Below are 24778 nucleotides of genomic sequence, written 5' to 3' on the forward strand. Positions count from 1 at the left end.
TGAAATTTTAAAAGGAATTAATTTAACCGTGAAAAAAGGGGAAAAAGTAGTCATTATCGGTCCTTCTGGTTCTGGAAAGTCAACCTTTCTCAGATGTCTTAATTTCCTTGAAATCCCTACCTCAGGAACGGTGAAAATTGATGGCCACTATTTTGTAAAACCGAATGAGAAATTGAATGAAAAACATATCGCCGCACTTCGAACAGAAATCGGCATGGTTTTTCAACGATTTAATTTATTTCCGACCATGACCGCAATAGAGAACGTCATGGCTGCCCAAATCAAAATTCGCAAAAAATCAAAAGAAGCAGCGCGTGAAACAGCCGAAAAATATTTAAAAAAAGTGGGATTGTCCGAAAGAATGCATTATTATCCAAGTCAATTGTCCGGAGGGCAACAACAACGTGTCGCGATTGCGCGAGCGCTTGCGATGGAACCGAAAGCGATGCTATTTGATGAAGCGACATCCGCTCTTGATCCAGAGTTAGTTGGCGAAGTATTAAACGTTATCCGCGAACTAGCAGAGGAGGGAATGACGATGGTGTTAGTAACGCACGAAATGAAATTCGCTAAAGAGGTAGCAGATCGAATTATTTTCATGGATGGCGGGGTTATCGTAGAAGAAGGGCATCCACAAGAGTTTTTCAGCAATCCAAAAGAAGAACGGACGAAAGCCTTTATTAAAAAGGTAGAGCATTAGGAGGACATCTTTATGATTCATATCGGCTCGTTTGTTAATGGAAAAGAACGGAAAGGAAACGGACGTGTTCAACAAGAAGTCCGCAATCCGTATGACAATACACTTGTCGGCGTTGTCGATTTTGCAACGTTAGAAGATTTGGAAATAGCGATTGAAAACGCCTATGATACGTTTGAACATGTCATGAAAAAAATGCCGGCACATCAACGTTCCGCCATTTTGCGTAAATCGGCAGACTTGTTAGAAGCGCGAAGCGAAGATTTTGCCCAACTATTATGTCAAGAAGCAGGAAAGCCCATTCGCGATGCGCGCGGCGAAGTAAGTCGTGCCGTCCAAGTGCTTCGCTTTGCATCAGAAGAAGCAAAGCGAAACGACGGAGAGTTGATTAAGATGGACGCAGCCATCGGCGGTGAAGAGCGGATTGGCTTAGTCAAAAGAAAGCCGATTGGTGTCATTGCGGCGATTACACCTTTCAACTTCCCATTAAACCTTGTGTTGCACAAATTAGCTCCGGCTGTTGCCGCAGGGTGCACGGTAGTATTAAAACCGGCGGAAAAAACGCCGCTTTCGGCGATGAAGCTTGTCCAGTTAATGACAGAAGCCGGTTTGCCTAGCGGGGCAATCAATGTCGTGAACGGATTAGGAGCAGCCCTCGTTCCCCCGCTAGTCGAACACCGATATATTAAGAAAGTAACATTTACAGGAAGCGGAACTGTCGGATTTAAAATTCAAGAAATGGCTCGGCATAAAAAAATCACGCTAGAACTTGGCGCCAATTCCCCTAATATCGTATTTCCAGATGCTAATTTAGAAATAGCCGTTGCGGGATTAGTCAAAGGCGGATTTGTGTTTGCCGGACAAGCGTGTATTTCCGTGCAAAGAATTTACGTGCATCGCGATATATATTCCGCTTTTGTAGATGCGTTCGTATCTGCGGTACAAAGCCTAAATGTCGGCGATCCCGCACTGGAAACGACAGATGTAGGCCCGTTGATTACATTAGAGGCAGCGTGCCGGGCAGAAGCATGGATACAAGAAGCCGTTGCTCAAGGGGCACGCTTACTCACAGGCGGACAGCGGCAAGGAACGTTACTTCAACCGACGGTATTAACGAACGTAACTCCAGAAATGAAAGTAGTATGTGAAGAAGTATTCGCGCCAATCGTAACGATTCTTCCGTTTGAAACAGAAGAAGAAGTCATCGCAGCCGTCAACGATTCTCCTTACGGCTTGCAAGCGGGTGTGTTTACCTCTGATATTAACCGTGCCTTCCATTTGTTTGAGACATTAGAAATGGGCGGTGTATGGATTAACGAAACTTCCACCGTCCGCCACGACCATTATCCATATGGCGGCGTAAAACAAAGCGGAATCGGGCTTGAAGGCGTCGCCTACGCGATAAAAGAAATGACAGAGCCTAAGTTTTTGGGGATTAGGTTGGTGTAGGAATGTAAATTTGCAGATGATTTCACCCTTAGAAAATTGTTCTACGGATAATTTCTTTCCTCCGCTTCATAACGAATAGCCCTAGCCTCGAAAGCTAGGGCTTTGTTTTATTCTATTTCGATGTTTCGCGCCGCTTCATACACCTCATTTAAGAACGCATGCAGCACCGTTTCTTGAAAGTCTTTGTCAGTAAATAGCCGCTTAAATAGCTGTTCGTTAGAGTTTTTTGTTGCTAGGAAGCTTTTTAATGCCTGCGGGGTTTTTGAGCGAATAAAGTTTTCCCGCGAGCTGTTTTTCGCTTGGTGAATCGTGATTTCATCATTGAGCATTTCTTCTTTTGCCTGCTCGAAAAAGACGCGGTCGCTCGGTTTAAAGTCTGTGCCAAACCGCTGATTGATTAATTCGAGAATGGCGCTTAATCGATCTTTCTTCTCCTCTATCGTTCCAACTCCGTCTGTTAATCCTTTTAACTCTTTCGCTTCGCCTTCTGACAAATCAATCGAGCCTTCAAACGTTTTCTCTAGCCGGTAATACTTTAGCTGCACCTCATCATCTAATTGAAGAGCGCCTGTGTTTGTATTTGGCAGCTTTTTCACAAGCATTTGCACATATACGAACAGCTTGTGCAGGTTGGCATCTGTAAACGGTGCAATTTGACTGATATACGAGTATGAACGGACAAACTTATTTAATGCACTTTTACACTCTGCTTTTTCTTCTTCTGGCAATTTGTTATATCGGACAACTGCCTGGTCAACGATGCGATGGAGCTCTGCCAATTCCCCTTTGCGCTGGCGGTTTTTCGGGCGGAAAAACACTTCTGCATACGCATCGACTTCCCGTTGTTCAAAAATTTGATAACCGAATAAACGGTTTTTCAAATCATATATTACGTTTAAGTCTGTTACATCTGACAATTTTGTTGCCTCATAGTACGGTTTAAATGCTTCGTAAATCGTTTCCGCTTCGTTCACAAAGTCAAGGACAAACGTATCTTGCTTCGCTCGGTGTGTCCGGTTTAATCGGGAAAGCGTCTGCACTGCCTGTATGCCTGAAAGTTTTTTATCGACGTACATCGTATGCAATAAAGGCTGATCGAATCCCGTTTGATATTTATCAGCGACAATTAAAAATTGATATTTGTCTGTTTTAAATTTCTCTGGTAATTCACTTTCCGCAAATCCATTGATTTGGGACTCGGTTACTTCTTCTCCTGTTACATCGTCATAAAGCGTACCAGAAAAGGCGACTAACACCCCGTATGGATATCCTTTTTCCTTCATGTAACGTTGCATCGCTCGATAATAGAGAAGCGCTTGTTGGCGGCTTCCGGTGACAATCATTGCTTTTGCTTGTCCAGCGATTTTATGGCGTACAGCTGTTTTAAAGTGCTCTACAATAATTTCTACTTTTTGCGCAACGTTGTATGGATGAAGCGCCATATATTTTGCCAATGCTTTTTTCGCCTTCTTTTGATCTAGTTCCGGGTCATCGTCAATCGCTTTTGAAAGTTTGTAATACGTTTTATACGTCATATAGTTCGCCAATACGTCTAAAATAAACCCTTCTTCAATCGCTTGGCGCATTGTATATAGGTGGAAAGGACGCGGCACTTCTCCATCATACGTCCCGAACATTTCAAGCGTTTTTGCTTTTGGCGTTGCGGTAAATGCAAAAAAGCTAATGTTAGAAGGACGTCCACGCTTTGACACTTCTTTAATTAATTCCGCTTCACTATCTGTTGTAGCCTCTGCTAGTTCTGCCTCTATTTCCGCTCTTTCACTGACCGTATAATCACGCAATGCTTCACGCACTTTTTGCGCCGTTTCGCCCGTTTGTGAAGAATGGGCTTCGTCCATAATAACGGCAAATCGTTTCCCTTGTTGTTGTTCGATTTTATCGAGAATGAAGGGGAATTTTTGCAGCGTTGTAATAATGATTTTCTTTCCGGTTTGAATCGCCTCTGCTAGTTGTGCTGAGTTTTTATCAATTTTTTGCACAACGCCTAACGTTTGCTCGAACTGGGCAATCGTGTCCTGCAACTGCCGGTCAAGGACGACACGGTCGGTAATGACAATGGTAGAGTGAAAAACTGGTTCGTTATTTTTATGAAGACCGCTCAATCGATGAGCAAGCCAAGCGATTGTGTTGGACTTTCCTGAGCCAGCGGAGTGTTGGATTAAATACGACTCTCCTGCTCCTTTCTCTTTCACGTCGGCGATGATCTTCCGAACGGCATCCAGTTGATGATAACGCGGAAAAATCATCGCAACTTTTTTCTTGCCGTCTTTTTCTTCTACTTGCAAGTGCATAAAGCGCTGCAAAATCTCCAACAAAGAATCAGGAACGAGAACCTCTTTCCACAAATACTCTGTTTTAAATCCAACGGAAGGAGGGTTTCCCGCCCCACCGTTATATCCTTTGTTAAAAGGAAGAAAATACGTCGATTCGCCGGCAAGCTTAGTCGTCATATACACAAGATCATGGTCAACGGCAAAATGGACAAGCGTCCGAATGGGATGTTTGATAAATTTAAACATCGTTTCCCTTGGATCACGGTTTTGTTTATATTGCCGTTTCGCATGGTTGACGTTTTGACCGGTTGGACGGTTTTTAAGCTCCATCGTAACAATCGGAATCCCGTTCACTCCTAACACCATGTCTAGCGATTTTTGGTGTTGGTTAGAGTAGTGTACTTGCCGTGACACGGTAAATCGGTTCGCTTCATAGCGAGCCAATGCTTGTTCGGACAGTTCATGCTCCGGCTTAAAATAGACTAGCTTAATTTGTTGTCCAAACAAATCGATCCCTTTTCGCAATACGTCTAACGTACCGCGAAGCTCCAATTCTTTCATTAATCTTGCAATAATCTGATCGGCTGTATCCGATTTAAAATGCTTTTCGAGCTTTTGCCATACAGCAGGCTGTGATGTTTGGATGAATGTGATTAACGTGTCATGGTCTAAACATGTATCGCGGTTGTAGCCTACTCCGCGCACGTAGCCAGCTTCCAATAAATCAGCTTCAATCGCCGTTTCGAGCGCTTTTTCTGAACGATCCACTGCCATCCTCATCGCCCCTTACAAAATCGTCTCTAGCTCCTCCTCCGCTTCTTTCCAATCCGAAACATCTATCTGCCCCGTCACCGCTGCGGTAATAAGCGAAGAGCGGTAGGTGTCTAATTTTTGAATTTGTGTGGTTAATAAATCTATTAGTTTTTCAACTTTGGAAAGTTTTTCATTAAGATATGTCACTATTCTCTTTTGCTCTTCTACAGGAGGCAAAATTATTTTTTGATTCACTAACTCTTCTGCCGAGATTGCTGGATAACTAACACCATATGAATGCGAAGCTACCTGTTCAACAAAATAATCAGCTTCAAGCATATACGAAGCAAAATTAGAATCAAGCATTTCACTATTTGGTCTCAAAACAACAAATCCTGTAGAAACAATAATTGGTGTTGTAAAATCTTCTTCTATACTTGCCACGGCTTTCAAATACGTTCTAACAGAAGAAATTATTATATCTCCTTTTCGCACTATTCTTCTCGCCCTACTTGGTGCATCTTTAAAAATCATTTTAACCTTAGAAACAATTCCTTTGCCTCGTTGAACCGAGGATATATCCACATATTCAAAGGAATAATCTGCATCGGTGTTTTCACTTAAAGACTCGGGATTGACTAAACAATAAAATTTAGGCTTTGAAATTATCCAATGCCCCGGCACTTCCCCTAGCCATTCAATCCCGGAATCTTTCATTGGAACGTTTGGATCGAGTCCTTTTGTGACGGCTTGGGTGATTAAAGAGGAACGGTATTCCTTTAATTTATTAATCTTTTCTTCTAGCATCTTTTTTAACTTAGCCATAGAATTAATTTTATGATCTAAAAATCGAGCAATACTTTTCTGTTCATTAATGGGCGGAAAAGGTATTTGTATTTGGCTCATTCTATCTTTTTGCGTAGACCATAGGTCGTCTACAATTCCAGTACCCCATCTATAATACTCATCACAAAACGGTACACTTTTGAAAAGATAGTGAATATATTTCCCTTCAAGTTCGACTCTCGGTTCGAGTACGTGATTAATAAGCGAACAAGACCCATCCAACATCGCTAAACCGCTTGAGCCTCGTCTATCTGAACGACTATTAATCACAATATCTCCCTTTAATACTTTTTTTCGGTTTTCATTATGCATTGTTTTAGCAACATTTTCGAGTTGGGGTACCACTCCATCTTTTGTTACAGATAAGGGCATATATTCCTCATCGCTTACTTTTTCATTTCTAAACTTAAATAGTTGACCTATTCTTCTTAGCTCCCAGTGAGCCGGAATTTTGTCTATCCATTCGACACCACTTTCCCTTAGTTGATGATATTTTTTCACATTCATATGAATAACTCCCCCATCAATTTCTGTATTTCCTCATGTAGTTCTTTAATTTCACCGGCAATTTTTTCGGGGGATTCTACTTTGGAAAATTCATAAAAAGTACGTGTAAACGGAATTTCATACCCCACCACTGTCTTCTCGTGGTCAATCCATGCGTCTGGAACGAACGGTTTGACTTCGCGTTCGAAGTATTCTTCTACATCCTCTTTCAACGGTACGTTTTCGTAATCGCGCAGTTCTGGATTAGGCTCTAAATTGCCCTTGTTGTCTTTGCAAGGCTCTGCGTCATCATCATGTTCACCAAAGACGGAGATAATCGCTTTTACAATAGCTGCGCTCAGCTTCACGTTTTGTGCTTGGGCAGCTTTTTTCAGTTGTTTTAGGAACGCATCCCGGCTCATAAAAATTTGCCCTTCAAACGAAAGAAGGAGAGTTTTAATTTGTTGCTGCAAATGTTGCCCTTCTTCTATTTCCGCTTTCGCCGCTTCCCCTTTTTTCTTTGACTTTGCTAAGTTAGAAAAAGCACTTTCTTCTTCTAAAGCAGCTAATTTTTCTTTCGTAATCGATATTTTTAATTTTAGTGGCCGTTCTACCGTAATGCGTCTATATCCAAAATCTTCGTTATCAAAAATTTTGACATGCTTTCCTTCCGTAAAATCACCGTACAACCGCGTAATTTCATGAATATGCTCATCTAACAACTCGTTTCGCTTTTCACCTAAAGGTTTGCGCATTTTTTGGAACAAATGCGTCGCTTGGATTAACTGGATTTTTCCTTTTCGTTTTTCTTCTTTTTTGTTCGTTAATACCCAGATGTACGTCGAAATGCCTGTATTGTAAAAAAGTTGGTCAGGCAACGCGACAATTGCCTCTAATAAGTCGTTTTCAATAATCCATTTCCGAATTTCCGACTCTCCGCTTCCAGCACCTCCTGTAAATAAAGGAGAGCCGTTAAATACGATCGCAATTCGAGAGCCGCCTTCATGCGCAGGTTTCATTTTTGATATCATGTGTTGCAAGAATAATAATGAACCATCGGATACGCGCGGCAAACCTGCACCAAAGCGTCCTTCAAATCCAAGTGTTTCATGTTCTGCTTTAATGACATCTTGTACTTTTTTCCAGTCCACTCCAAATGGCGGATTAGATAACATGTAATCAAACTTCTCGTTGGCAAGCTGATCTTCTGAAAACGAATTCCCAAGTTTAATATTTTGCGGGTTATCGTTTTTCAAAAGCATGTCAGCTTTGCAAATTGCATATGATTCAGGGTTCAATTCTTGTCCAAAGGTAATCAGTTCTGCCCGTTCATTTAGCTTGCGAATATATTCTGAAGCAACCGATAGCATCCCGCCTGTCCCGCAGGCTGGGTCATAAATCGAACGGATAACCCCAGGCTTTGTGAGTTCATCCGTACCATTGATAAAAAGCAAATTCACCATTAACTTAATGACCTCACGCGGTGTAAAATGTTCCCCTGCCGTCTCATTCGATTGCTCCGAAAAGCGCCGAATCAGTTCTTCAAATATGTATCCCATTTCCACGTTTGACACGCGATCTGGATGCAAATCAAAGGTTGCAAAATTTTGAATGAGCAAATAAAGCAAATTAGCTTTAGCTAAACGGCTAATTTGTTTATCAAAATCAAAATGCTCAATAATATCGCGTACATTTTGCGAAAATCCAAATAAATAATCTCTGAAGTTATCTTCAATATTCTGCGGATCATCTAATAACTTTTTTAGAGTGAAGTTCGAAGTATTGTAAAAAGGTTGATCAGCCGCTTGTTGAAGTAAGAAATCTCCATCTTCTATCGTCATTCCCATTTCTTTTAATTCCTCTAATTGTGAAAGAACAGCTTCTTTTGTCGGTTCTAACACAGCATCAATACGCCGAATCACCGTTAAAGGCAGAATGACTTTTCCATATTCCGATTGCTTATAATCTCCTCGCAATAAATCTGCATTTGCCCATATAAACGACACTTTATCTTGAAATTGGATTGAATCCATGATGTTACCTCCTGAAGTCCTCATTGCATTCCTTCCTTTATTTTACTACTATACAACCTTCATGTGAATAAATTCGACAAAATTCGTTATCCGCGATTTTTAAAACCTCTACCCTAAAAACAAAAAGGACAGGAACCCCCTGCCCTCCCCTTTTATCTTAACGTATGCATTTATTATTATGTGCCGACAATAAGTTAAATTTCCACTATTATTTTTAGACCTCCTTCCCCTCTTGCCTGCAGCGGAAGTGGGGGCTTCTCGGCAAACAAAAAAGGACAGGAACCCCTGTCCTTTCCAAAAGCGAATAAGTGAAAGCGAATCGTTCAAGCGAATAAGAAAAAGCGAATGACAATGTAATTCCATTATAGCAAATGACCGTCCACTGTAAACAACGACATGCTTCGTTTTGAATCCATTGTTTACAAAAATTCGCTCCAATCCCTCATAAGCTGAAGGCCCCCCCTTTACATTTATATTTTATTGAAATATAATAAAGGCAAGAAAAGTATAACCACCAAAAAGTTCGCATATATTATCAGTAAGCTGTGTCCATCATAGCTTGCGGGTACAACCGTATAGACCGCAATAGCCGGTCACCAATGGGGAAAGTAATCCACCTATAGCTTGGCGGCAGGGTGGATTATTTTTTAATTTTGTCAAAGCGAACAATATCTACATTGACCGCTTATAACTCTTCTCCATTTGTTGCGATGACATGTTTATACCAGAAAAACGACTTTTTCTTCTTGCGTTCCAATGTCCCGCTGCCGTCGTCATGTTTATCGACGTAAATAAAGCCGTATCGTTTGGAAAATTCGCCGGTTGATGCACTGACTAAGTCGATGCATCCCCACGTCGTGTAGCCCATGAGTTCCACGCCATCTTCCATCGCTTCACGCATCGCCTCGATGTGACTGCGTAAATATTCAATGCGGTAATCATCGTTAATCGAACCATCTTCCTCCACTTTATCATAGGCTCCCAAGCCGTTTTCGACAACGAAAAGCGGTACTTGGTAGCGATCATACAGTCGATTTAAAATAATGCGCAAACCGGTCGGATCAATTTCCCAGCCCCAGTCACTCGCTTTTAGGAACGGGTTTTTCACCCCTTCAAGAATGTTCCTAGGAACCTTCTCCTGCTCGGTTTTGTCTTTTTTCTGCGTAATGGACATGTAGTAACTAAGCCCAATATAGTCAACGGTATGCTCCTTGAGTAACGATAAATCCCCTTCGCGAATGTCAAGGATGACGTTGTGTTCGGCAAAAAAGCGCTGCATGAACGCCGGATATTCCCCGCGCACTTGGACATCTGCGCAAAAATAATTGAACAATCGCTCTTCCTGCAACGCATACATGACGTTTTCCGGATGGCAGTCATACGGATATACCGGTGCAGCGAGAATCATGCAGCCAATTTTTGCATCGGGAATGATGTCACGGCACGCTTTAACGGCAAGACTGCTAGCCACAAATTGATGGTGGAATGCTTGAAACAGCTCTTGGTACTTTTCTTCCTTTTTCGGCACAAATCCCATGCTCATCATCGGAAAATGGAGGGCACCGTTAATTTCGTTAAACGTCATCCAATATTTCACTTTATCTTTGTACCGGTGAAAAATAGCTTTGGCATAACGTTCAAAAAACGTCACAAGTTCCCGGCTTCGCCAACCGCCATATTCTTTTACGAGAGTTAGCGGCATTTCGTAGTGAGAAATCGTGACGACTGGCTCAATCCCGTATTTATGTAACTCATCGAACACCCGGTCATAGAAGGCAAGCCCTTCTTCATTCGGTTCCGATTCCGTACCGTTCGGGAAGATGCGCGTCCACGCAATCGACATACGAAACGCTTTAAACCCCATTTCTGCAAACAAGGCAATATCTTCTTTATACCGATGATAAAAGTCAATCGCTTCATGGTTTGGATAAGTATATGTTTCGTTGTCGATTTCAAAGGTAAAACCAGGTTCTTTCAATCGTTTTAGCCGTTCTTTCCCGCCAGGAAGAACATCGGCAATACTCAAACCTTTATTTCCTTCCTTCCATCCACCTTCAATTTGATTGGCAGCCGTCGCCCCTCCCCATAAAAATTTCTCTGGAAAAATTTTTTTCATCTTACCATTCCTCCTTAAATAAATAGAGGGAACACTCCCTTGTGCTCCCCCCCCACTAGTGTATCATACTCACAATGATTCAACCCCCTCTATATAGCAAAAATCATTGCACCCCCGCTCGTTTCCATAGGCGTTTTTCGATGTAGTAAGTGGGGACGATTATTGCTGCCCAAATGGCAAAGTAGTTAAGTAGGGCGAGTAGCGGGTTGTTGCTTCCCCGTTCTTTACGGAATTTTCCGTCCCGTATCTCTCCGTCCGGCGGCGTTGGCATTGTTCCAGCCGTTTTTCCATCAAATGATGGGGCGTTTTGTTCAGCAAATTTCGGTTTGAAATCCCCTTCGCTTGGCTTCACGTTTAATGAAATCCAATACATTCCGCCGGCTAAGACAGCAAGCGACAGCACAGCAGAGGCAATAACGCCCTTTCTCCATTTTCCTTCCTTCGATTTGAACGCTCTTTTACTAATGCCCATAATCCATTGCCAATGTACGCCAATATGAAGACCGACTAATGCGAGCGTTGCATTGGCGGAAAGGTTGTGAATCCCGCGAACAAAGTGGTTACCTTCGATGGCAAAATTCGGAAAAACGACTCACGAAATCAAAATTCCAGATGCAATGACCGTTGTCATCGAAACAAGCAGCAAGATGTTTAATAAAAAACTGAACCGTGTTTTTCGCGGGAGTTCAGGAGCAAAAATTTTTTTCGTCGTGTTGATCACCCAGCGATAATTCAACCCGATATGAACAACAATCGCTACGCCAATCACGACCCCAGCAATTTCGTGAAATGGCAAGCCGTTGAACACCCTCGGATTCATTAATAACACAAACGTAATTGCGAGCAATAAATCGAGCACGATCTTTACATAATTTTTCCTCATTTCATTTTCTCCTAACCTTTTCTACTTTTAGCGAACATCGCTCGTACTGTTTACAGTTTACTAGCCGATAGTGAAATTTGAGTGAAAAAAAAACAGCCCTTTAAAGGCTGTTTTCTTCTTCGGCTTTCTGCGCGTATACGGTAGCTTTACGGGCGAAATAAATCGCGCTTCCCAACAATACACCGATTGCTAAAAGAACGAGCGGCTTCTTCTCTGCCGTTAACGCATGTGGAATAATCGTACCGAGGTAAAGGAATGTGCTGACGGCAAATAAGACGAGGCTGTACACTTTATAATCGCTTGCTTTTGCTCGCCATTCCTTTATTTTTCTCTCGTTCAACAAAACTCCCCCTTCCGTCCGGTTGTCCTGTTTTCAATGTATCATAGGAAACGAGAAAGGGGACGATGTAATTTATGCCAATGCTTGCGCTAAGTCTTCGATTAAATCTTCCACATCTTCTAAACCGACGGAAATGCGGATTAGGCCGTCGGTAATGCCGAGTTCGTCGCGGCGCTCTTTCGGAATCGAGGCGTGCGTCATTTTCGCCGGAAGGGAAATTAAGCTCTCCACCGCACCTAAACTTTCGGCCAATGTGAAATAATGGACGCGGTTGAGCACTTGATCCGCTTTTTCGGCGCTGCCGACGTCAAACGACACCATGCCGCCAAAACCGCGCATTTGCTTTTTCGCAATCTCGTGATTCGGATGCGTTTCAAGCCCTGGATAGTACACCTTTTTCACCGCTTGGTGGTTCACTAAAAATTCGACGATTTTTCTCGTATTTTCCTCATGCTCTTCCATGCGAATGCCAAGCGTCTTGATACCGCGCATAAGCAGCCACGAATCTTGTGGGCCGAGAATGCCGCCCGTTGCGTTTTGAATAAAATGCAAGTCGGTTGCAAGTTTTTCGGAGTTGACAACGACAAGCCCGGCAACGACGTCGCTATGGCCGCCTAAATATTTCGTCGCACTATGCACGACAATATCCGTACCGAACGCAAGCGGCGTTTGCCAATACGGCGTGCTAAACGTATTATCGACGATCGTAAGCAGACCATATTTCTTCGCCAATGCAGCCGCTCCTTCAAGATCAGTAATTTTCAATAGCGGGTTTGTCGGCGTTTCAATGTAAATTGCTTTCGTGTTTGGTTGAAGATGTTGTTCAATATTCGCTAAATCGCTCGTATCCACAAACGTCGATTCGATGCCGAGACGGTTTAATACTTTCGTCATCACGCGGTATGTGCCGCCATATACATCGTCGGTTAAAATGACATGGTCGCCGCTGTTGAACAGCATCATCACTGCTGTAATCGCCGCCATCCCTGAGCCAAACGCAAAGCCAGCGTATCCTTCTTCTACATCTTTTATTAACTCCTCTAATGCATGGCGCGTCGGGTTGCCCGTTCGTGAATATTCGTACCCTTTATGTCCGCCGACTCCTTCTTGCTTATACGTGCTCACTTGGTAAATCGGCACCGACACCGCCCCTGTATGCGGGTCACCGACAATGCCGCCATGAATGAATTTCGTTTTTCTTCTCAACCTTACATCCCGCCTTCATAAATATTTTTGCTTAAATACCGCTCGCTGCTATCTGGAAAAATGACGACGATATTCGTGCCCGGTTTTGCTTGCTTTGCTTCCAAAAGCGCCGCATGAAACGCTGCGCCAGACGAGCTTCCAACGAGCAATCCTTCTTTTTCCGCCAATTCTTTTACTGAACGAAACGCATCTTCATCAAGCACGGTATGAATGGCGTCAAAATAGCTCCGGTCCATATAATCCGGCAAAAACTCCATGCCGATACCTTCCGTTTTGTGCGGCCCCGGCTCTCCTCCGTTTAAAATCGATCCTTCTGGCTCGACAATGACCGTTTTAATCTCCGGCTTTTTCTCTTTTAAAAATTGCGCCGTGCCCATAAACGTGCCGCCTGATCCTGCACCGGCGACAAACACGTCAATGTGGCCATCGAGCTGATCCCAAAGCTCTGGACCGAGCGTTTTGTAGTACGTTTTTGGATTCGCTGGATTTTCGAATTGTTGCGGGCAGTAGGAGTTCGGAATCGTTGCGGCAAGTTCTTTCGCTTTGCGAATCGCCCCTTGCATCCCTTCGCTCGTCGGCGTATGGATGATTGCCGCACCGAGCGCTTTCATCAATCGCTGTTTTTCGATGCTAAATTTTTCGGGAACACAAAAAATGACGCGAATATTTTTTCCGATCGCAGCGAGCGCCAACCCGATGCCTGTATTTCCTGCCGTCGGCTCAATAATCGTGCCGCCTTCTGTTAATTTGCCGGTTTCAAGCGCATCGCGAAGCAATTCTTGTCCTAACCGGTCTTTAATGCTTCCGCCAGGGTTGAAATATTCCAATTTCGCAAACAACCGCACCCCTTCTGGAAGCGGAAAGTGCGTAATTTCCACGACCGGCGTATTGCCGATTAACTCATGCACGCTTTTCGCTACTCTCATGGTGTCACCTCACAAAGAAAAGAAGGAGAGGATGCCTCTCCCTATTTATTTAATTCGTCCAACATCGCCTGCACAAGCTCAGACGAATGAAGCGCTGCTTTATGCAAAAACTGTTCGAACGATACGTTTGATTCTTTGCCGGCAATATCGGAAAGCGCGCGAATGACGACAAACGGCACACCGAACTGGAAGCACACTTGTGCAATCGCCGCCGCTTCCATTTCGACCGCATAAAGATCGGAAAATTGCGTGCGCACAAACTCGACGCGCGCTGGGTCGTGCATAAACGAATCGCCGGTCGCAATGAGCCCTTTCGCTACTTGAACGTCACGAATATGAGCGGCACTTTTTTCCGCGACTTCGATTAACCGTGCATCCGCCACGTAGCGCGCCGGCAAGCCTGGCACTTGACCATACGCATAGCCAAACGCCGTTACATCCACGTCATGGTGCGCTACTTCTGTCGAAATAACAATATCGCCGACGTTTAATGAAGCGAGAAACCCACCAGCAGACCCTGTGTTAATGACGACATCTGGCTGAAACCGTTCCAATAAAATCGTTGTCGACATCGCCGCATTCACTTTGCCGATGCCGGATTTTAATAAAATCACGTCCACCCCGTGTAACGTGCCAGTGTAAAATTCGCAGTTGGCAACCGTTGTGTCGTTTCTGTTTTCCATTTTTTCGCGCAAAATCGCAACTTCTTCTTCCATCGCGCCAATGATTGCTACTTTCATCGTTTCAACCTCTTTCACTTATTGTTTCACAGCCTCGATCAACCAAACGAAACGATTCATTGATGTAAACGAAACCGAAAAGCCATTGTTCACAAACATATGATCCAACGACGGCAGCGTTGTATAGTATTCACGCTTTAAATCTTCGGCTAAATCGTGAAACCCTTTCGCTTTCGCTTCGTTCATCATCTGTTCATGCGCTTTGCGATCAACAAAGGCTGTATCCGCAAACACTATTTTACCACCTTTATTCAACAGCTTACCATACTTACTAATCGCTTGTTCTTTTTCTTCATCGGTTAAATGGTGAAAGGCGTATGTGCTTACGATCGTGTCAATCGATTCCGGTGGCAGCGGAAACTGCAAAAAGTCGCCGTCTTGTATCGACGCACCTGCTAACTTCTCCAGCGCTAATTCCCGCATTGGCGCCGACGGCTCAACGCCGTATACCGTTTTTCCTGCTTCAAGCAGTTTTTTCGTTAAGTTGCCTGTCCCAACCCCAAACTCCAACACTACTCGACCGCTTTTTTCGACGACTGTATTTAAAATCGTATCATATCCGTTAAATACGTCACGATATTGCTCATCATGTCCATAAACCGAAGCGTCATATGACTGCGCCCACGTTTCAAAGATGTCTAAAAATTCTCTGCCCATGATGTCACGCCCTATAATTCTTATAATTCCTATTAACATACTATGAATTAATTTATGTTCTGTTCTTAATCTAACATAATTTTTTCATTTGTTCAACGGAAATATGCTACACTACAGATGGAAAGGGGGAAAATAATGCTTACGTTCGATCTCATTCAAGACAAAGTGGAGTTTTTCGAAGCAGCGGATTTAAAGACGTTAGAGAAAAAAGTAAACGAACAAATTGAACAAAATAAAGCGCTTATGTTAGAAGTACATCACGTGTCGCACCAAATGCACGTCGCGGAAAACGGCCAGCGTTTTTATAGTGCAGTCGTCCATTTTAAAGCCAAAAAATGAGCGGATGTCCCACCATCGGGAATCCGCTATTGTTTCAACTGCTCGATTTTCTCTGGCTTCCAGCCTTGATGTTCCACCCAAGCAATATATACTTTATATTTCACGCTTTTATCTTTTGACGAAACAGTGGCAACCGCTTTATTCGGGCCATTGTTACCGATAAACCAGACGATCATGTCATCGTGCGGCAATCCGGTTGCGTAGCTCACCGCATCGAGCATTTCTTTCCAATCGACAGAGTTCTCGTCAAACGTCGTGACATGCGGCTCGGACTGCGTTGTGCCGATCGGCTGCCATGACGGATCGACGATTTCTTTTTCCACTCCTGAAGCCGGATCGCCTGCCGTTTCAATCACTTGTTGCGAGGACTCGGTTTGTTCCGATGATGGCTGATCCGTTTCGTTGTTGTTTTGCAGCGCGCCGCCAATTTCGACTTCGACTTGATCGTCCTTCGGTTTTTTCGCTTCCGTTACATTCGTTTTTCGCTCGGATGTTTGGTTCGGTTCGCTGTCGTTCGCAAAAAACAGCTGCCAGCTGAAAAAGACGATCAATAGAAGCACGAACGCGAGCGTCACGTTTAATAGTCGGTTGATTTTCCGCTGTTTGGCGCGCTGTTCAAAGCGGGAATGCATATTAGCCAAGCGCCATCCCTCCCTTTGTTCTTGAGGTCGTATTTATTGTAGTATACAATAGGCCGCCTTGTCATTTCGGACTTACGTCCTGAGCTTGTTGCGCTGCCTCCCATTCATAAATTCTCTTGACAAGATCATAAAATACGTCGTTCGTCACTGCTTGCGCATTCGTGCTGTCTAAAGCGACAACAACGAGCACGTACTTCGGCGACTCGGCTGGAAAATAGCCAGCAAACCATTTATTGATTAACGGTTCGCCGCGGGCATCGATTTTTCCGGTTTGCGCCGTTCCTGATTTTCCCGCCACCGCATAAGGCAACGTTTGAAACCGCCGTCCTGTGCCGCGCGCATCGGTAACGACACTAAGCAACAATTGTTTTAACTTCTGCACCGTAAAAAACGAAAGCGGCTCGCTGTTGGAAAACGGCTGTTCGGGAAACGTAAAAAAGGTCGTACCATTTTTATAGGTCATTTTGCTGGCGACGCGCACTTGCTTCGCCTCTCCACCGCGCGCAATCGTTGCCATCATATTCGCTACCGCCAAAGGAGAGACGCGGACGTTTTTCTGACCGATCGACGTTTGAGCAACGGCAAGCGGAACGTATTTGTCGCTTTTGTCATGCCAAATCGTGCCGCTTTTTTCTTCTGGAAGCTGGCGAAAAGCAGTGACGTGGTACACATCGCCTTGCCAACCGGCAAGCGGGTACAACCCAAGCTTTTGCGCGTATTGCTCGATGATGTCTTTGTTTTGTCCGACAAGCTGTTTTCCTAATGTGGCAAACGTGTTGTTGCAGCTGACAGCAAAACTTTTTTCGAACGAAAGTTGCCCATACGTGTGCTCTACATCCGGCGTTCCGTCGATTTTTCGGCTACAGTCAAACGTTTGCTTGTCATTTACGATTCCGGTTTCCACCGCTGCTGCGGCAATAACGGTTTTAAACACCGACCCCGGAATTTGTGGCAAAAGCATTTGATTTTCCGCGCCGCCATTTTTATACGGGTCGTGCGGATCCATCGCTGGGCGGCTTGCCATGGCTAGCACGCTATTCGTAGCAACGTCCAACAGCACGGCGCCGCCTTTTTTCAGCCCATGTTCATCAAGCACCGTTTCGGTCATTTGTTGCAAATCGCGGTCAATCGTCGTTTGCACGGAAATCGGATAAAACGGGTTTCCCGGCGCGCTATATTTCACATCAAGTCCAAACAGCGGACCACCTTCCGCATCGACGTGGTATAAAAGCCGCGTTTCCCCTTCTGGAAGCAAAAATTCATCGAACGCTTTTTGCAATCCTTGAATGCCGATTTTTGTTTGTACCGAAAGATGTCGGTCACCATAGCGATCGCGCAATAGCTGCGGATCTTCGCGCGTAAATCCGATCAGTTGGGCTGCGTACAGATGATCGAGCGGATATTGTTTTTTCACCGCAAGCACCCCAGGAAGGTGAAGTTGATTGATTTTGTTCATTTGCGCTTCCGTCAACGGAAACGGTTCCGTCCCGCTCGAAAAGACAATCGGTTCGTTCGCCTGTTGAATTTGCGAACGAATCGTGCTCGCAGAAACGTGAAGAAGATTGGCGATCGTTTCAACCGGCCAGTTCATCGTTTTTAAAAACGGAAATAGGACAAGAACAGGAATCTCTTGTTCGACGAGAGGTTTGCCGTTTTTATCGACAAACGTGCCGCGCCCGTCGCTCACAACCATTTCTTGCGTCCGCTGGGCGACGCTAGCTTCGATTAAGTTCACATGCTGCTTCGAAAACGATTCCGTGCTCACTAATTGAAGTTGCGCAAGTCGACCGATCAAGAAAAAAAGGCCGAGCTGAATAATGACTAAAATGACGATCGTTCGCTTTTTTCTCATAAAAAACACCTCGTCTTCATTGTTGACGAGGTGTGTTATTTTAAAACCTATTTCACCGCAACGATTTTCACGAGCATTTCGCCGCCTGGCGTTTGCACGCTCACTTCGTCGCCAACCTTTTTGCCCATTAGCGATTTTGCAATCGGCGAATCGTTCGAAATTTTTCCTTCAAACGGATCGGCTTCCGCGCTGCCGACGATCGTGTACGTTTCTTCTTCGCCGTCCGGAAGCTCGATAAACGTCACCGATTTTCCGAGCGATACAACGTCCGGATTCGTTGTATCTTCTTCAATAATTTGAGCATTGCGAATCATGTTTTCGAGCGTTTGAATGCGCGCTTCGACAAACGCCTGCTCGTCTTTTGCGGCATCGTACTCGGAGTTTTCGGAGAGATCGCCAAATCCGCGGGCGATTTTAATGCGCTCGACGACTTCTTTTCGCTTGACCGTTTTTAAATATTCGAGTTCTTGCTCGAGTTTCTCCTTCCCTTCCTTTGTCATCGGATATTGCTTTTCGTTCGCCATGCTTCTGTTCCTCCTTTATATGTGTATGTATGGAAAACGTACGAACGGCCAAATGCGTTCGTACAAACGGATCGCTAATGACAATGTATACGCTTCATATGGCATCTATGTTATATTATTACAAAAAAGACTTTTGTTCAAGAATTGTTTGAATTTTTGTAACCATTAAATCGATTGCCACATGATTATGTCCACCTTCCGGAATAATAATGTCGGCATACCGCTTTGTCGGCTCGATAAACTGATTGTGCATCGGACGGACGACGTTAACGTATTGGTCAATAACTGATTCTAACGTCCGCCCGCGCTCGTTAATATCGCGCAATAAGCGGCGGATGATGCGGATGTCGGCATCAGTGTCGACATATACTTTAATATCCATTAAGTTGCGCAATCGTTCGTCTTCTAATACGAGAATGCCTTCTAAAATAATGACATCTTTCGGCTCGACGTAAATGACTTCGTTCGCCCGTGTATGCAGCGTATAGTCATACACCGGTTTTTCAATCGGTTCATAGTTCAGCAGTTGGTGAAGATGCTCGATTAATAAATCATTGTCAAACGCAAGCGGATGATCGTAGTTCGTTTTTAGCCGTTCTTCAAACGGAAGATGGCTTTGATCCTTGTAATAATAGTCTTGCTCGAGCATTAAAATCGAATGCCCTTGAAAATGTTCATAAATCGCTTTCGCCACGCTTGTTTTCCCCGAACCGGAGCCACCCGCGACTCCGATAACAACCGGTTTCTTCCCCATCTTATTGCTCCTTTCTCATCATGTTGTATGGGAAGACTTCTTTCTCCACTTTAAATTTCACGATTTGCAGCGGATGGCGCGCCGCATCGAGCTCGTTTCCATCTTCGTCCCAAATCGTTCCGACCGTTTGGGTAAAGTTTTCAATTTCCGGACCGAAAAATTCGACCGTATCACCTGGTTTAAAGAAGTTGCGCTGTTGCAATGTCACAATTTTCGTTTCGCGGTCGTAGTCTAACACAAAGCCAGCAAAATCGTACGTCGTTTTTTTGCTGTGGATGCCAAACATTTGCTCTTTATAGCCCGGCACTCCTTCAAAAAAGGCCGGCGCGGTATCGCGGTTGGCGCATTTGTCGAGTTCATCGAGCCATTCTTGGCGAATGACAAAGTTGTCCGGGTCGGCACAATACGCATCGATGACTTTGCGGTATACGCTGACGACGGTCGCGACATAGTGAATGGATTTCATTCGCCCTTCAATTTTCAAGCTGTCGATGCCTAATTCAATCATTTTCGGAATCGATTGAATGAGATTGAGGTCTTTCGGGCTCATCGCAAACGGATCATCGTTTTCATCAAATAAAGCGATTTCGCGATCGCCTTCAAGCTTGTACAAGTCGTAGTCCCAACGACATGACTGACAGCAGCCGCCGCGGTTCGAATCGCGGGCCGTCATATGGTTGCTTAATACGCACCGTCCGGAATAGGCAATGCACATCGCCCCGTGAATAAACGTTTCAATTTCGATATCGACTTTTTCTTTCATTTCGCGAATTTCTTCGGCGCTCGTTTCGCGGGCGAGCACGACGCGCTCGAGCCCTTCTTCTTTCCAAAATTGTACCGCCTTCCAGTTCGTCAGCGATTGCTGTGTGCTTAAATGTACTTCGAGCTTCGGTGCGACACGGCGAGCCGTTTCGATAATGAGCGGGTCAGCAACGATAATGCCATGCACCCCCGCCTCTTGAAGACCTTGTAAATATTCTTCTAATCCCGGCATATTTTCGTTATGGGCGTAAATGTTCGTCGTCACATAAATTTTTGCGCCGTACTGGCTCGCAAAGCGGACGCCTTCCGCCATTTCTTCGAGCGTAAAGTTATCGGCGTTCGAACGGAGACCGTACTCTTGCCCGCCAATAAAGACGGCATCTGCGCCGTAATGGACGGCGACTTTGAGCTTTTCGAGGTTTCCGGCCGGCGCCAATAGTTCCGGTTTTTTCACAATGACGCGCTTTCCGTCAATGATTTTCGAAATTTGCTCGTTTCTCCACATATGCACCCCTCCTTTTCGTTTAGTACACCGTTTCTTTAAAGAAAAAGCCTGTATCTAACGGACGATGTTTCGGTTGAATCGCTTCGATTTGCGCAAGCAATTCGTCTTTTTCTGCTTCATATCGTTCGCGTTGTTCGGCGCATAAATCGATCGCACGGCGATACAGTTCTGTCACTTTTGTGATATATTCCGGTTCGTGAAGCACGCCGTCAATTTTAAAGCTGTCAATGCCCGCGTCGACCATGTCTTCGAGCTCGTCAATAATGCAAATATCGTTCGGGCTCATAATATGCGTGCCGTTTTCGTCTTCAAAAATCGGATATTTGTTATCACGCTCTTTATCGTATAAAAACATGCCCTTTTCATATTTTTGTTTTTCAATTTCCATGAGTTTGCCCTGATATTCAAAGTAGTTGCCGATCAATGACCGCTTCGACTGAAACATGCACGTCATGCCGTGCACTTGCACTTCAATTTCGACTTCCGCATGTTGTTTAATTTCGATGATCGCGTCCATGTTCAGCTCGCGGGCTAACACAGCGCGCTTCGCTCCTTTTCGGCCCCAATAGTTACACGCATACCAGTTCGTTGCCGTCGTTTCTGTATTCCAATGCAGCTTCATATGCGGCGCGGTTTCCCTCACGGTCATTAACACCGCAGGGTCGCCAAATACGATCGCATCGACGCCTGTATCTGCCAAAAAGCGAACGTAATCGCCGAGTTCATCGACTTTGTCGTTATGAAAAAGGGCATTCATCGCCACATATACGCGAATGCCGTATTGCCGAGCCACATTCACCGCTTCGATGATTTCCAGCCGTTTAAATTCTCCAGCTAAACGCAAGCCGTAGCGCTGCTCGCCAACTAACACCGCATCCGCTCCCGCTTTGGCGAGATCGTGAATATGGGCAACGCTCGCTGGCGTCACTAACAATTCCGGTTTTTTCACTTCGTTTCACCTCTTTTTCTCGATATGGCAATGCCGTCGCCGATTGGTAAAATGACGGTGTCATAGTCTGGTCGGCTCATCAGCCATTCGTTATATTCGCGAATTTTTCTCGCTAATTGGCGCATTCGTTTATTTTCAATCGGTGCATCAGCCGCGACAAGCCCTTTAAATAGCACGTTATCCGTGATGACAACGCCGCCGTCCGCTAAAAGCGGCTCATATAGACGAAAAAAGCGCTCATATTGCCCTTTGGCCGCGTCGATAAACACCACATCAAACGGTGCACGTTTTTTTACTTCATCATATAAGTCAAACGCATCCCCTAACAATGCCTCAATCCGCTCACTCGTTTCCGACCGCTCGATATAAAAAAGCGCCTGCTCGTATCGCTCTTGATCGCGCTCAATCGTCACAATGCGCGCCGCCGGCAACTTTAAAGCCATGCGAATGGCGGAGTAGCCAATCGCCGTGCCGATTTCTAAAATCGTTTTTGGCTCGATGTACTGCAATATGTGTAACATCGCTTCAATGCCAACGATGTCCATAATCGGCACGCGATGTTCTTGGGCATACGCTTCCATCTCTTGAACGATGGACTCGCGGTCTGGGATAAGCGCTTCTATATACCGCGTTAGTTCTCCTGATAACAATACAATTCCTCCTCGTAAAAATAAGAGTCCGAAACAGACTCTTAAGAAGGGAATATATAAACCGATAACTTTATATATACTACCATAAAACGAAACGAAATGCGAACGTTTTTACTGTTTTCCAATATATTTCGCTTTTTCGCGATTATGTTCCTCTAATGTGGTTGTAAAAATCACGTTGCCGTCCGGCGTGGCAAGAAAATAAAGGTATTTTGTTTGTTCCGGCTCAAGCGCTGCTTGAATCGACATTTCCCCTGGGCTGGCGATTGGCCCTGGCGGCAAGCCTTTGTGCGTATACGTGTTGTACGGAGAATTCACTTTTAAGTCTTCATAATAGACGCGCTCTTTATGCGTCCCAAGCGCATAAAGAATGGTCGGATCGGTTTGCAGCGGCATCCCGATGCGCAAGCGATTATAAAACACGCTCGCAATTTTTTTTCGATCTGCTTTTTCCGTTGCTTCTGCTTCGATAAGCGACGCCATCGTCAATAGTCGATGCGGAGTAAAATCTTTTTCCTCCATCTCCGTTTCGTACTTCCCTACTACTTCGACGGTTTTTTCGATCATCGCTTCGATGATCGCAGAAAGCGGTGGTTTTTCTTCCGGAAAGGAGTACGTCGCTGGAAATAAATAGCCTTCGAGCGGATAGCGAATGTTTTTGTTAAATACTTCTGTCGATAGCACCATCGGATATTTTTTGATCAGTTCTTGAATGTAGGCGCGATCATTCAGTTGGTGCATCACTTCTTCTTGCTTATATCCGGTCTTTTGCGCAATAATTGTCGCGATGTCTGTCAGTTGCTTCCCTTCAGGAATAGTGATTTTCAGCTTCATTTCTTCCATTACTTTCCCTGTCTTCAAGGCAGCGATAATCTGTTCAAGCGTCATCGATCGCGTCAGTTTGTAATTTCCCGCTTGAAAATCGGCATGGTTTTTAAATTTGACGTAATAGCGGAAGACCGTAGCGCTTTTAATAATCCCTTTCTCTTCTAGTTTCGCCGCAATCTCGCTGACAGAAGAGCCGATCGGGATCGAAATAGAAACTGTGCGTTTATCGTTTGGATCGGCTGGCTTTAGCGCCGATTGAATATAGAGATAACTTCCGATTGCCGTCGCTACGACAGCGAGAATAATAGCGGCACTAATGATAAAAACCGTTTTTCGCACGATTTGTATATCTTTTGGAACAAGTCCGTTCTGCCCCATGAAATCCCTCCATTCTCGACATATTATACTACAAATTTTTGCATTTTTCGCTATGACTTTATTTTTTTCACAAAAAAAAGATGGCCTTCTCGGCCATCGATTATTCTTCCTCTTCTTCTTGTTCCGCGCAGAACGTGTTCCACACTTCTTCGATCATGTCCCATTCTTCTTCCGTTTCGATCGGCTGAAGCTCACCTTCTTGGTCGCCTTCGCCTGGGACGAATGCGGATACGTGAATTTCTGTTTCTTCTTCGTCATCGAATTCAGCACCAACTGGGTAGTAAAACACATATGATTTTCCAAAGTCTTCAGATTCAAACGTGAATAATACTTCGCACAGCTGCTCGTTGCCGTGCTCGTCTACAACGGTAATATGTTTTTCGCCATGTTCCATGTCCATTTCCTCCATTATTGTTTACTGTCGAGGTAAGATTGCAAAATCATCACTGCCGCCATTTTATCGATCACTTTTTTTCGTTTTTGGCGGCTGACATCGGCAGCAATCAACATGCGCTCCGCCGCCATCGTTGAGAGGCGCTCGTCCCATAAAATGACCGGCAAGGAAAATTCGCGTTTTAACAACGCGGCGAACCGTTCGCTCGCTTCGCCGCGTGGTCCTACCGTTCCGTTCATGTTTTTCGGAAAACCGAGCACAATCGTGTCGACGTTGTATTCCGCAATAATTTCGCGAAGCCGCTTTAACCCGAATTGCTTTTTCTCCTCGTTGATCGGAATTGTTTCAATTCCTTGCGCCGTCCAGCCGAGTTCATCGCTTACCGCTACGCCAAGCGTTTTTGTGCCTAAATCTAATCCTAATACGCGCATACGTCAATCCTTTCCATCGCTGTTCGAGTGCTTTGCGCCGCTATCGGCGTGCCGTCGTTAAATAGAATTTCACCAATTCCTCGATTAATTCATCTCGTTCAATTTTACGAATGAGCGCTCGCGCATCTTTATGGCGCGGGATGTAAGCGGGGTCGCCAGATAATAAATAGCCAACAATTTGGTTAATTGGGTTATACCCTTTTTCTTGAAGAGCCTCATATACGGTTAATAGTACTTCGCGGACGTTCGTTTCTGCAGGCTCTTCGGAAAAATTGAATTGCATCGTTTGGTCAAATGAGCTCACCGTCATGCACCTCGCTCTCCATTCAAGAGATCTGGCATCTC

25 protein-coding genes are annotated in these 24778 nt (G+C 44.7%); 3 read left to right on the forward strand and 22 right to left on the reverse strand.

Going from position 1 to position 24778, the window contains the following annotated elements; translation table 11 throughout:
• Positions 1-4 precede the first annotated feature (4 nt).
• Together M4I42_RS10630 and M4I42_RS10635 are read left to right on the forward strand one after the other, a co-directional pair.
• Positions 5-700, forward strand: a complete 696-nt coding sequence (locus M4I42_RS10630) for an amino acid ABC transporter ATP-binding protein (protein ID WP_268852177.1) — start codon at positions 5-7, stop codon at positions 698-700.
• Positions 701-712: 12 nt separating this feature from the next.
• Complete coding sequence (locus M4I42_RS10635; protein WP_268852150.1) at positions 713-2146, forward strand: aldehyde dehydrogenase family protein; 1434 nt, start codon at positions 713-715, stop codon at positions 2144-2146.
• Between the two features lie 107 nt (positions 2147-2253).
• On the opposite strand, the gene M4I42_RS10640 is transcribed toward M4I42_RS10635, so the two are convergent.
• The 11 genes from M4I42_RS10640 to M4I42_RS10690 all read right to left on the reverse strand — a co-directional run bounded on the left by M4I42_RS10640 (position 2254) and on the right by M4I42_RS10690 (position 15426).
• A complete protein-coding gene (locus M4I42_RS10640; protein ID WP_268852151.1) occupies positions 2254-5214 on the reverse strand; it encodes a type I restriction endonuclease subunit R in 2961 nt (986 codons plus the stop codon).
• A 12-nt stretch (positions 5215-5226) separates the two neighbouring features.
• Positions 5227-6546, reverse strand: coding sequence for a restriction endonuclease subunit S (locus M4I42_RS10645; RefSeq protein ID WP_268852152.1), 1320 nt, complete (start codon positions 6544-6546; stop codon positions 5227-5229).
• Positions 6543-8558, reverse strand: coding sequence for a type I restriction-modification system subunit M (locus M4I42_RS10650; RefSeq protein WP_268852153.1), 2016 nt, complete (start codon positions 8556-8558; stop codon positions 6543-6545). Before M4I42_RS10650 ends, M4I42_RS10645 begins: the two co-directional genes overlap by 4 nt.
• Before the next feature lie 685 nt (positions 8559-9243).
• Positions 9244-10674 carry a glycoside hydrolase family 1 protein gene (locus M4I42_RS10655; RefSeq protein WP_268852154.1) on the reverse strand — a complete coding sequence of 477 codons (1431 nt, stop codon included), beginning with the start codon at positions 10672-10674 and terminating at the stop codon, positions 9244-9246.
• Positions 10675-10777: 103 nt separating this feature from the next.
• On the reverse strand, positions 10778-11146 hold the full coding sequence (locus M4I42_RS10660) for a hypothetical protein (RefSeq protein WP_268852155.1): 369 nt from the start codon (positions 11144-11146) through the stop codon (positions 10778-10780).
• A 120-nt stretch (positions 11147-11266) separates the two neighbouring features.
• Positions 11267-11557, reverse strand: a complete 291-nt coding sequence (locus M4I42_RS10665; protein WP_268852156.1) for a hypothetical protein — start codon at positions 11555-11557, stop codon at positions 11267-11269.
• Between the two features lie 100 nt (positions 11558-11657).
• Positions 11658-11897, reverse strand: a complete 240-nt coding sequence (locus M4I42_RS10670; protein ID WP_268852157.1) for a YrhC family protein — start codon at positions 11895-11897, stop codon at positions 11658-11660.
• 72 nt (positions 11898-11969) lie between these two features.
• Positions 11970-13103 (reverse strand): bifunctional cystathionine gamma-lyase/homocysteine desulfhydrase, encoded by a 1134-nt coding sequence (locus M4I42_RS10675; protein WP_268852158.1) that lies wholly within the window; start codon positions 13101-13103, stop codon positions 11970-11972.
• Positions 13104-13105: 2 nt separating this feature from the next.
• Positions 13106-14029 (reverse strand): PLP-dependent cysteine synthase family protein, encoded by a 924-nt coding sequence (locus M4I42_RS10680; RefSeq protein WP_268852159.1) that lies wholly within the window; start codon positions 14027-14029, stop codon positions 13106-13108.
• Positions 14030-14070: 41 nt separating this feature from the next.
• Positions 14071-14769 (reverse strand): 5'-methylthioadenosine/S-adenosylhomocysteine nucleosidase, encoded by a 699-nt coding sequence (gene mtnN / locus M4I42_RS10685; RefSeq protein WP_268852160.1) that lies wholly within the window; start codon positions 14767-14769, stop codon positions 14071-14073.
• Between the two features lie 18 nt (positions 14770-14787).
• On the reverse strand, positions 14788-15426 hold the full coding sequence (locus M4I42_RS10690; protein WP_268852161.1) for a class I SAM-dependent methyltransferase: 639 nt from the start codon (positions 15424-15426) through the stop codon (positions 14788-14790).
• A 135-nt stretch (positions 15427-15561) separates the two neighbouring features.
• Between M4I42_RS10690 and M4I42_RS10695 the strand changes: the two genes are divergently transcribed.
• A complete protein-coding gene (locus tag M4I42_RS10695; RefSeq protein ID WP_268852162.1) occupies positions 15562-15765 on the forward strand; it encodes a DUF2536 family protein in 204 nt (67 codons plus the stop codon).
• Positions 15766-15791: 26 nt separating this feature from the next.
• On the opposite strand, the gene M4I42_RS10700 is transcribed toward M4I42_RS10695, so the two are convergent.
• From M4I42_RS10700 to M4I42_RS10750, 11 genes are all read right to left on the reverse strand, one after another.
• Positions 15792-16397 carry a YrrS family protein gene (locus M4I42_RS10700; RefSeq protein ID WP_268852178.1) on the reverse strand — a complete coding sequence of 202 codons (606 nt, stop codon included), beginning with the start codon at positions 16395-16397 and terminating at the stop codon, positions 15792-15794.
• A gap of 70 nt (positions 16398-16467) precedes the next feature.
• Complete coding sequence (locus M4I42_RS10705) at positions 16468-18258, reverse strand: peptidoglycan D,D-transpeptidase FtsI family protein (protein WP_268852163.1); 1791 nt, start codon at positions 18256-18258, stop codon at positions 16468-16470.
• A gap of 47 nt (positions 18259-18305) precedes the next feature.
• On the reverse strand, positions 18306-18782 hold the full coding sequence (gene greA / locus M4I42_RS10710; RefSeq protein WP_183183663.1) for a transcription elongation factor GreA: 477 nt from the start codon (positions 18780-18782) through the stop codon (positions 18306-18308).
• 118 nt (positions 18783-18900) lie between these two features.
• Complete coding sequence (gene udk / locus M4I42_RS10715) at positions 18901-19536, reverse strand: uridine kinase (protein ID WP_268852164.1); 636 nt, start codon at positions 19534-19536, stop codon at positions 18901-18903.
• A 1-nt stretch (position 19537) separates the two neighbouring features.
• Positions 19538-20803, reverse strand: coding sequence for a peptidase U32 family protein (locus M4I42_RS10720; RefSeq protein ID WP_268852165.1), 1266 nt, complete (start codon positions 20801-20803; stop codon positions 19538-19540).
• A 19-nt stretch (positions 20804-20822) separates the two neighbouring features.
• Positions 20823-21752, reverse strand: a complete 930-nt coding sequence (locus tag M4I42_RS10725; RefSeq protein WP_268852166.1) for a peptidase U32 family protein — start codon at positions 21750-21752, stop codon at positions 20823-20825.
• Positions 21749-22402, reverse strand: a complete 654-nt coding sequence (locus M4I42_RS10730) for an O-methyltransferase (RefSeq protein ID WP_268852167.1) — start codon at positions 22400-22402, stop codon at positions 21749-21751. The genes M4I42_RS10725 and M4I42_RS10730 overlap by 4 nt, the downstream gene beginning before the upstream one ends.
• Before the next feature lie 111 nt (positions 22403-22513).
• Complete coding sequence (gene mltG, locus M4I42_RS10735) at positions 22514-23608, reverse strand: endolytic transglycosylase MltG (RefSeq protein WP_268852168.1); 1095 nt, start codon at positions 23606-23608, stop codon at positions 22514-22516.
• A 100-nt stretch (positions 23609-23708) separates the two neighbouring features.
• A complete protein-coding gene (locus tag M4I42_RS10740) occupies positions 23709-24002 on the reverse strand; it encodes a DUF1292 domain-containing protein (RefSeq protein ID WP_268852169.1) in 294 nt (97 codons plus the stop codon).
• Between the two features lie 14 nt (positions 24003-24016).
• Complete coding sequence (gene ruvX, locus M4I42_RS10745) at positions 24017-24433, reverse strand: Holliday junction resolvase RuvX (protein WP_268852170.1); 417 nt, start codon at positions 24431-24433, stop codon at positions 24017-24019.
• A gap of 40 nt (positions 24434-24473) precedes the next feature.
• Positions 24474-24737: an IreB family regulatory phosphoprotein gene (locus M4I42_RS10750; protein ID WP_268852179.1), complete on the reverse strand. Its 264-nt coding sequence runs from the start codon at positions 24735-24737 to the stop codon at positions 24474-24476.
• Positions 24738-24778: the final 41 nt, after the last annotated feature.

The sequence above is a fragment of the Anoxybacillus sp. J5B_2022 genome (assembly GCF_026847645.1).
Classification (GTDB): domain Bacteria; phylum Bacillota; class Bacilli; order Bacillales; family Anoxybacillaceae; genus Anoxybacteroides.

What these genes read in the sequence shown, in the direction of transcription:
- M4I42_RS10635 (WP_268852150.1), top strand. Translation starts at nt 713, where the DNA reads ATGATTCATATCGGCTCGTTTGTTAATGGAAAAGAACGGAAAGGAAAC.
- M4I42_RS10640 (WP_268852151.1), bottom strand. Translation starts at nt 5,214, where the DNA reads ATGGCAGTGGATCGTTCAGAAAAAGCGCTCGAAACGGCGATTGAAGCT.
- M4I42_RS10645 (WP_268852152.1), bottom strand. Translation starts at nt 6,546, where the DNA reads ATGAATGTGAAAAAATATCATCAACTAAGGGAAAGTGGTGTCGAATGG.
- M4I42_RS10650 (WP_268852153.1), bottom strand. Translation starts at nt 8,558, where the DNA reads ATGGATTCAATCCAATTTCAAGATAAAGTGTCGTTTATATGGGCAAAT.
- M4I42_RS10655 (WP_268852154.1), bottom strand. Translation starts at nt 10,674, where the DNA reads ATGAAAAAAATTTTTCCAGAGAAATTTTTATGGGGAGGGGCGACGGCT.
- M4I42_RS10660 (WP_268852155.1), bottom strand. Translation starts at nt 11,146, where the DNA reads ATGGGCATTAGTAAAAGAGCGTTCAAATCGAAGGAAGGAAAATGGAGA.
- M4I42_RS10665 (WP_268852156.1), bottom strand. Translation starts at nt 11,557, where the DNA reads ATGAGGAAAAATTATGTAAAGATCGTGCTCGATTTATTGCTCGCAATT.
- M4I42_RS10680 (WP_268852159.1), bottom strand. Translation starts at nt 14,029, where the DNA reads ATGAGAGTAGCGAAAAGCGTGCATGAGTTAATCGGCAATACGCCGGTC.
- mtnN (WP_268852160.1), bottom strand. Translation starts at nt 14,769, where the DNA reads ATGAAAGTAGCAATCATTGGCGCGATGGAAGAAGAAGTTGCGATTTTG.
- M4I42_RS10690 (WP_268852161.1), bottom strand. Translation starts at nt 15,426, where the DNA reads ATGGGCAGAGAATTTTTAGACATCTTTGAAACGTGGGCGCAGTCATAT.
- M4I42_RS10695 (WP_268852162.1), top strand. Translation starts at nt 15,562, where the DNA reads ATGCTTACGTTCGATCTCATTCAAGACAAAGTGGAGTTTTTCGAAGCA.
- M4I42_RS10700 (WP_268852178.1), bottom strand. Translation starts at nt 16,397, where the DNA reads ATGCATTCCCGCTTTGAACAGCGCGCCAAACAGCGGAAAATCAACCGA.
- M4I42_RS10705 (WP_268852163.1), bottom strand. Translation starts at nt 18,258, where the DNA reads ATGAGAAAAAAGCGAACGATCGTCATTTTAGTCATTATTCAGCTCGGC.
- greA (WP_183183663.1), bottom strand. Translation starts at nt 18,782, where the DNA reads ATGGCGAACGAAAAGCAATATCCGATGACAAAGGAAGGGAAGGAGAAA.
- udk (WP_268852164.1), bottom strand. Translation starts at nt 19,536, where the DNA reads ATGGGGAAGAAACCGGTTGTTATCGGAGTCGCGGGTGGCTCCGGTTCG.
- M4I42_RS10720 (WP_268852165.1), bottom strand. Translation starts at nt 20,803, where the DNA reads ATGTGGAGAAACGAGCAAATTTCGAAAATCATTGACGGAAAGCGCGTC.
- mltG (WP_268852168.1), bottom strand. Translation starts at nt 23,608, where the DNA reads ATGGGGCAGAACGGACTTGTTCCAAAAGATATACAAATCGTGCGAAAA.
- M4I42_RS10740 (WP_268852169.1), bottom strand. Translation starts at nt 24,002, where the DNA reads ATGGAACATGGCGAAAAACATATTACCGTTGTAGACGAGCACGGCAAC.
- ruvX (WP_268852170.1), bottom strand. Translation starts at nt 24,433, where the DNA reads ATGCGCGTATTAGGATTAGATTTAGGCACAAAAACGCTTGGCGTAGCG.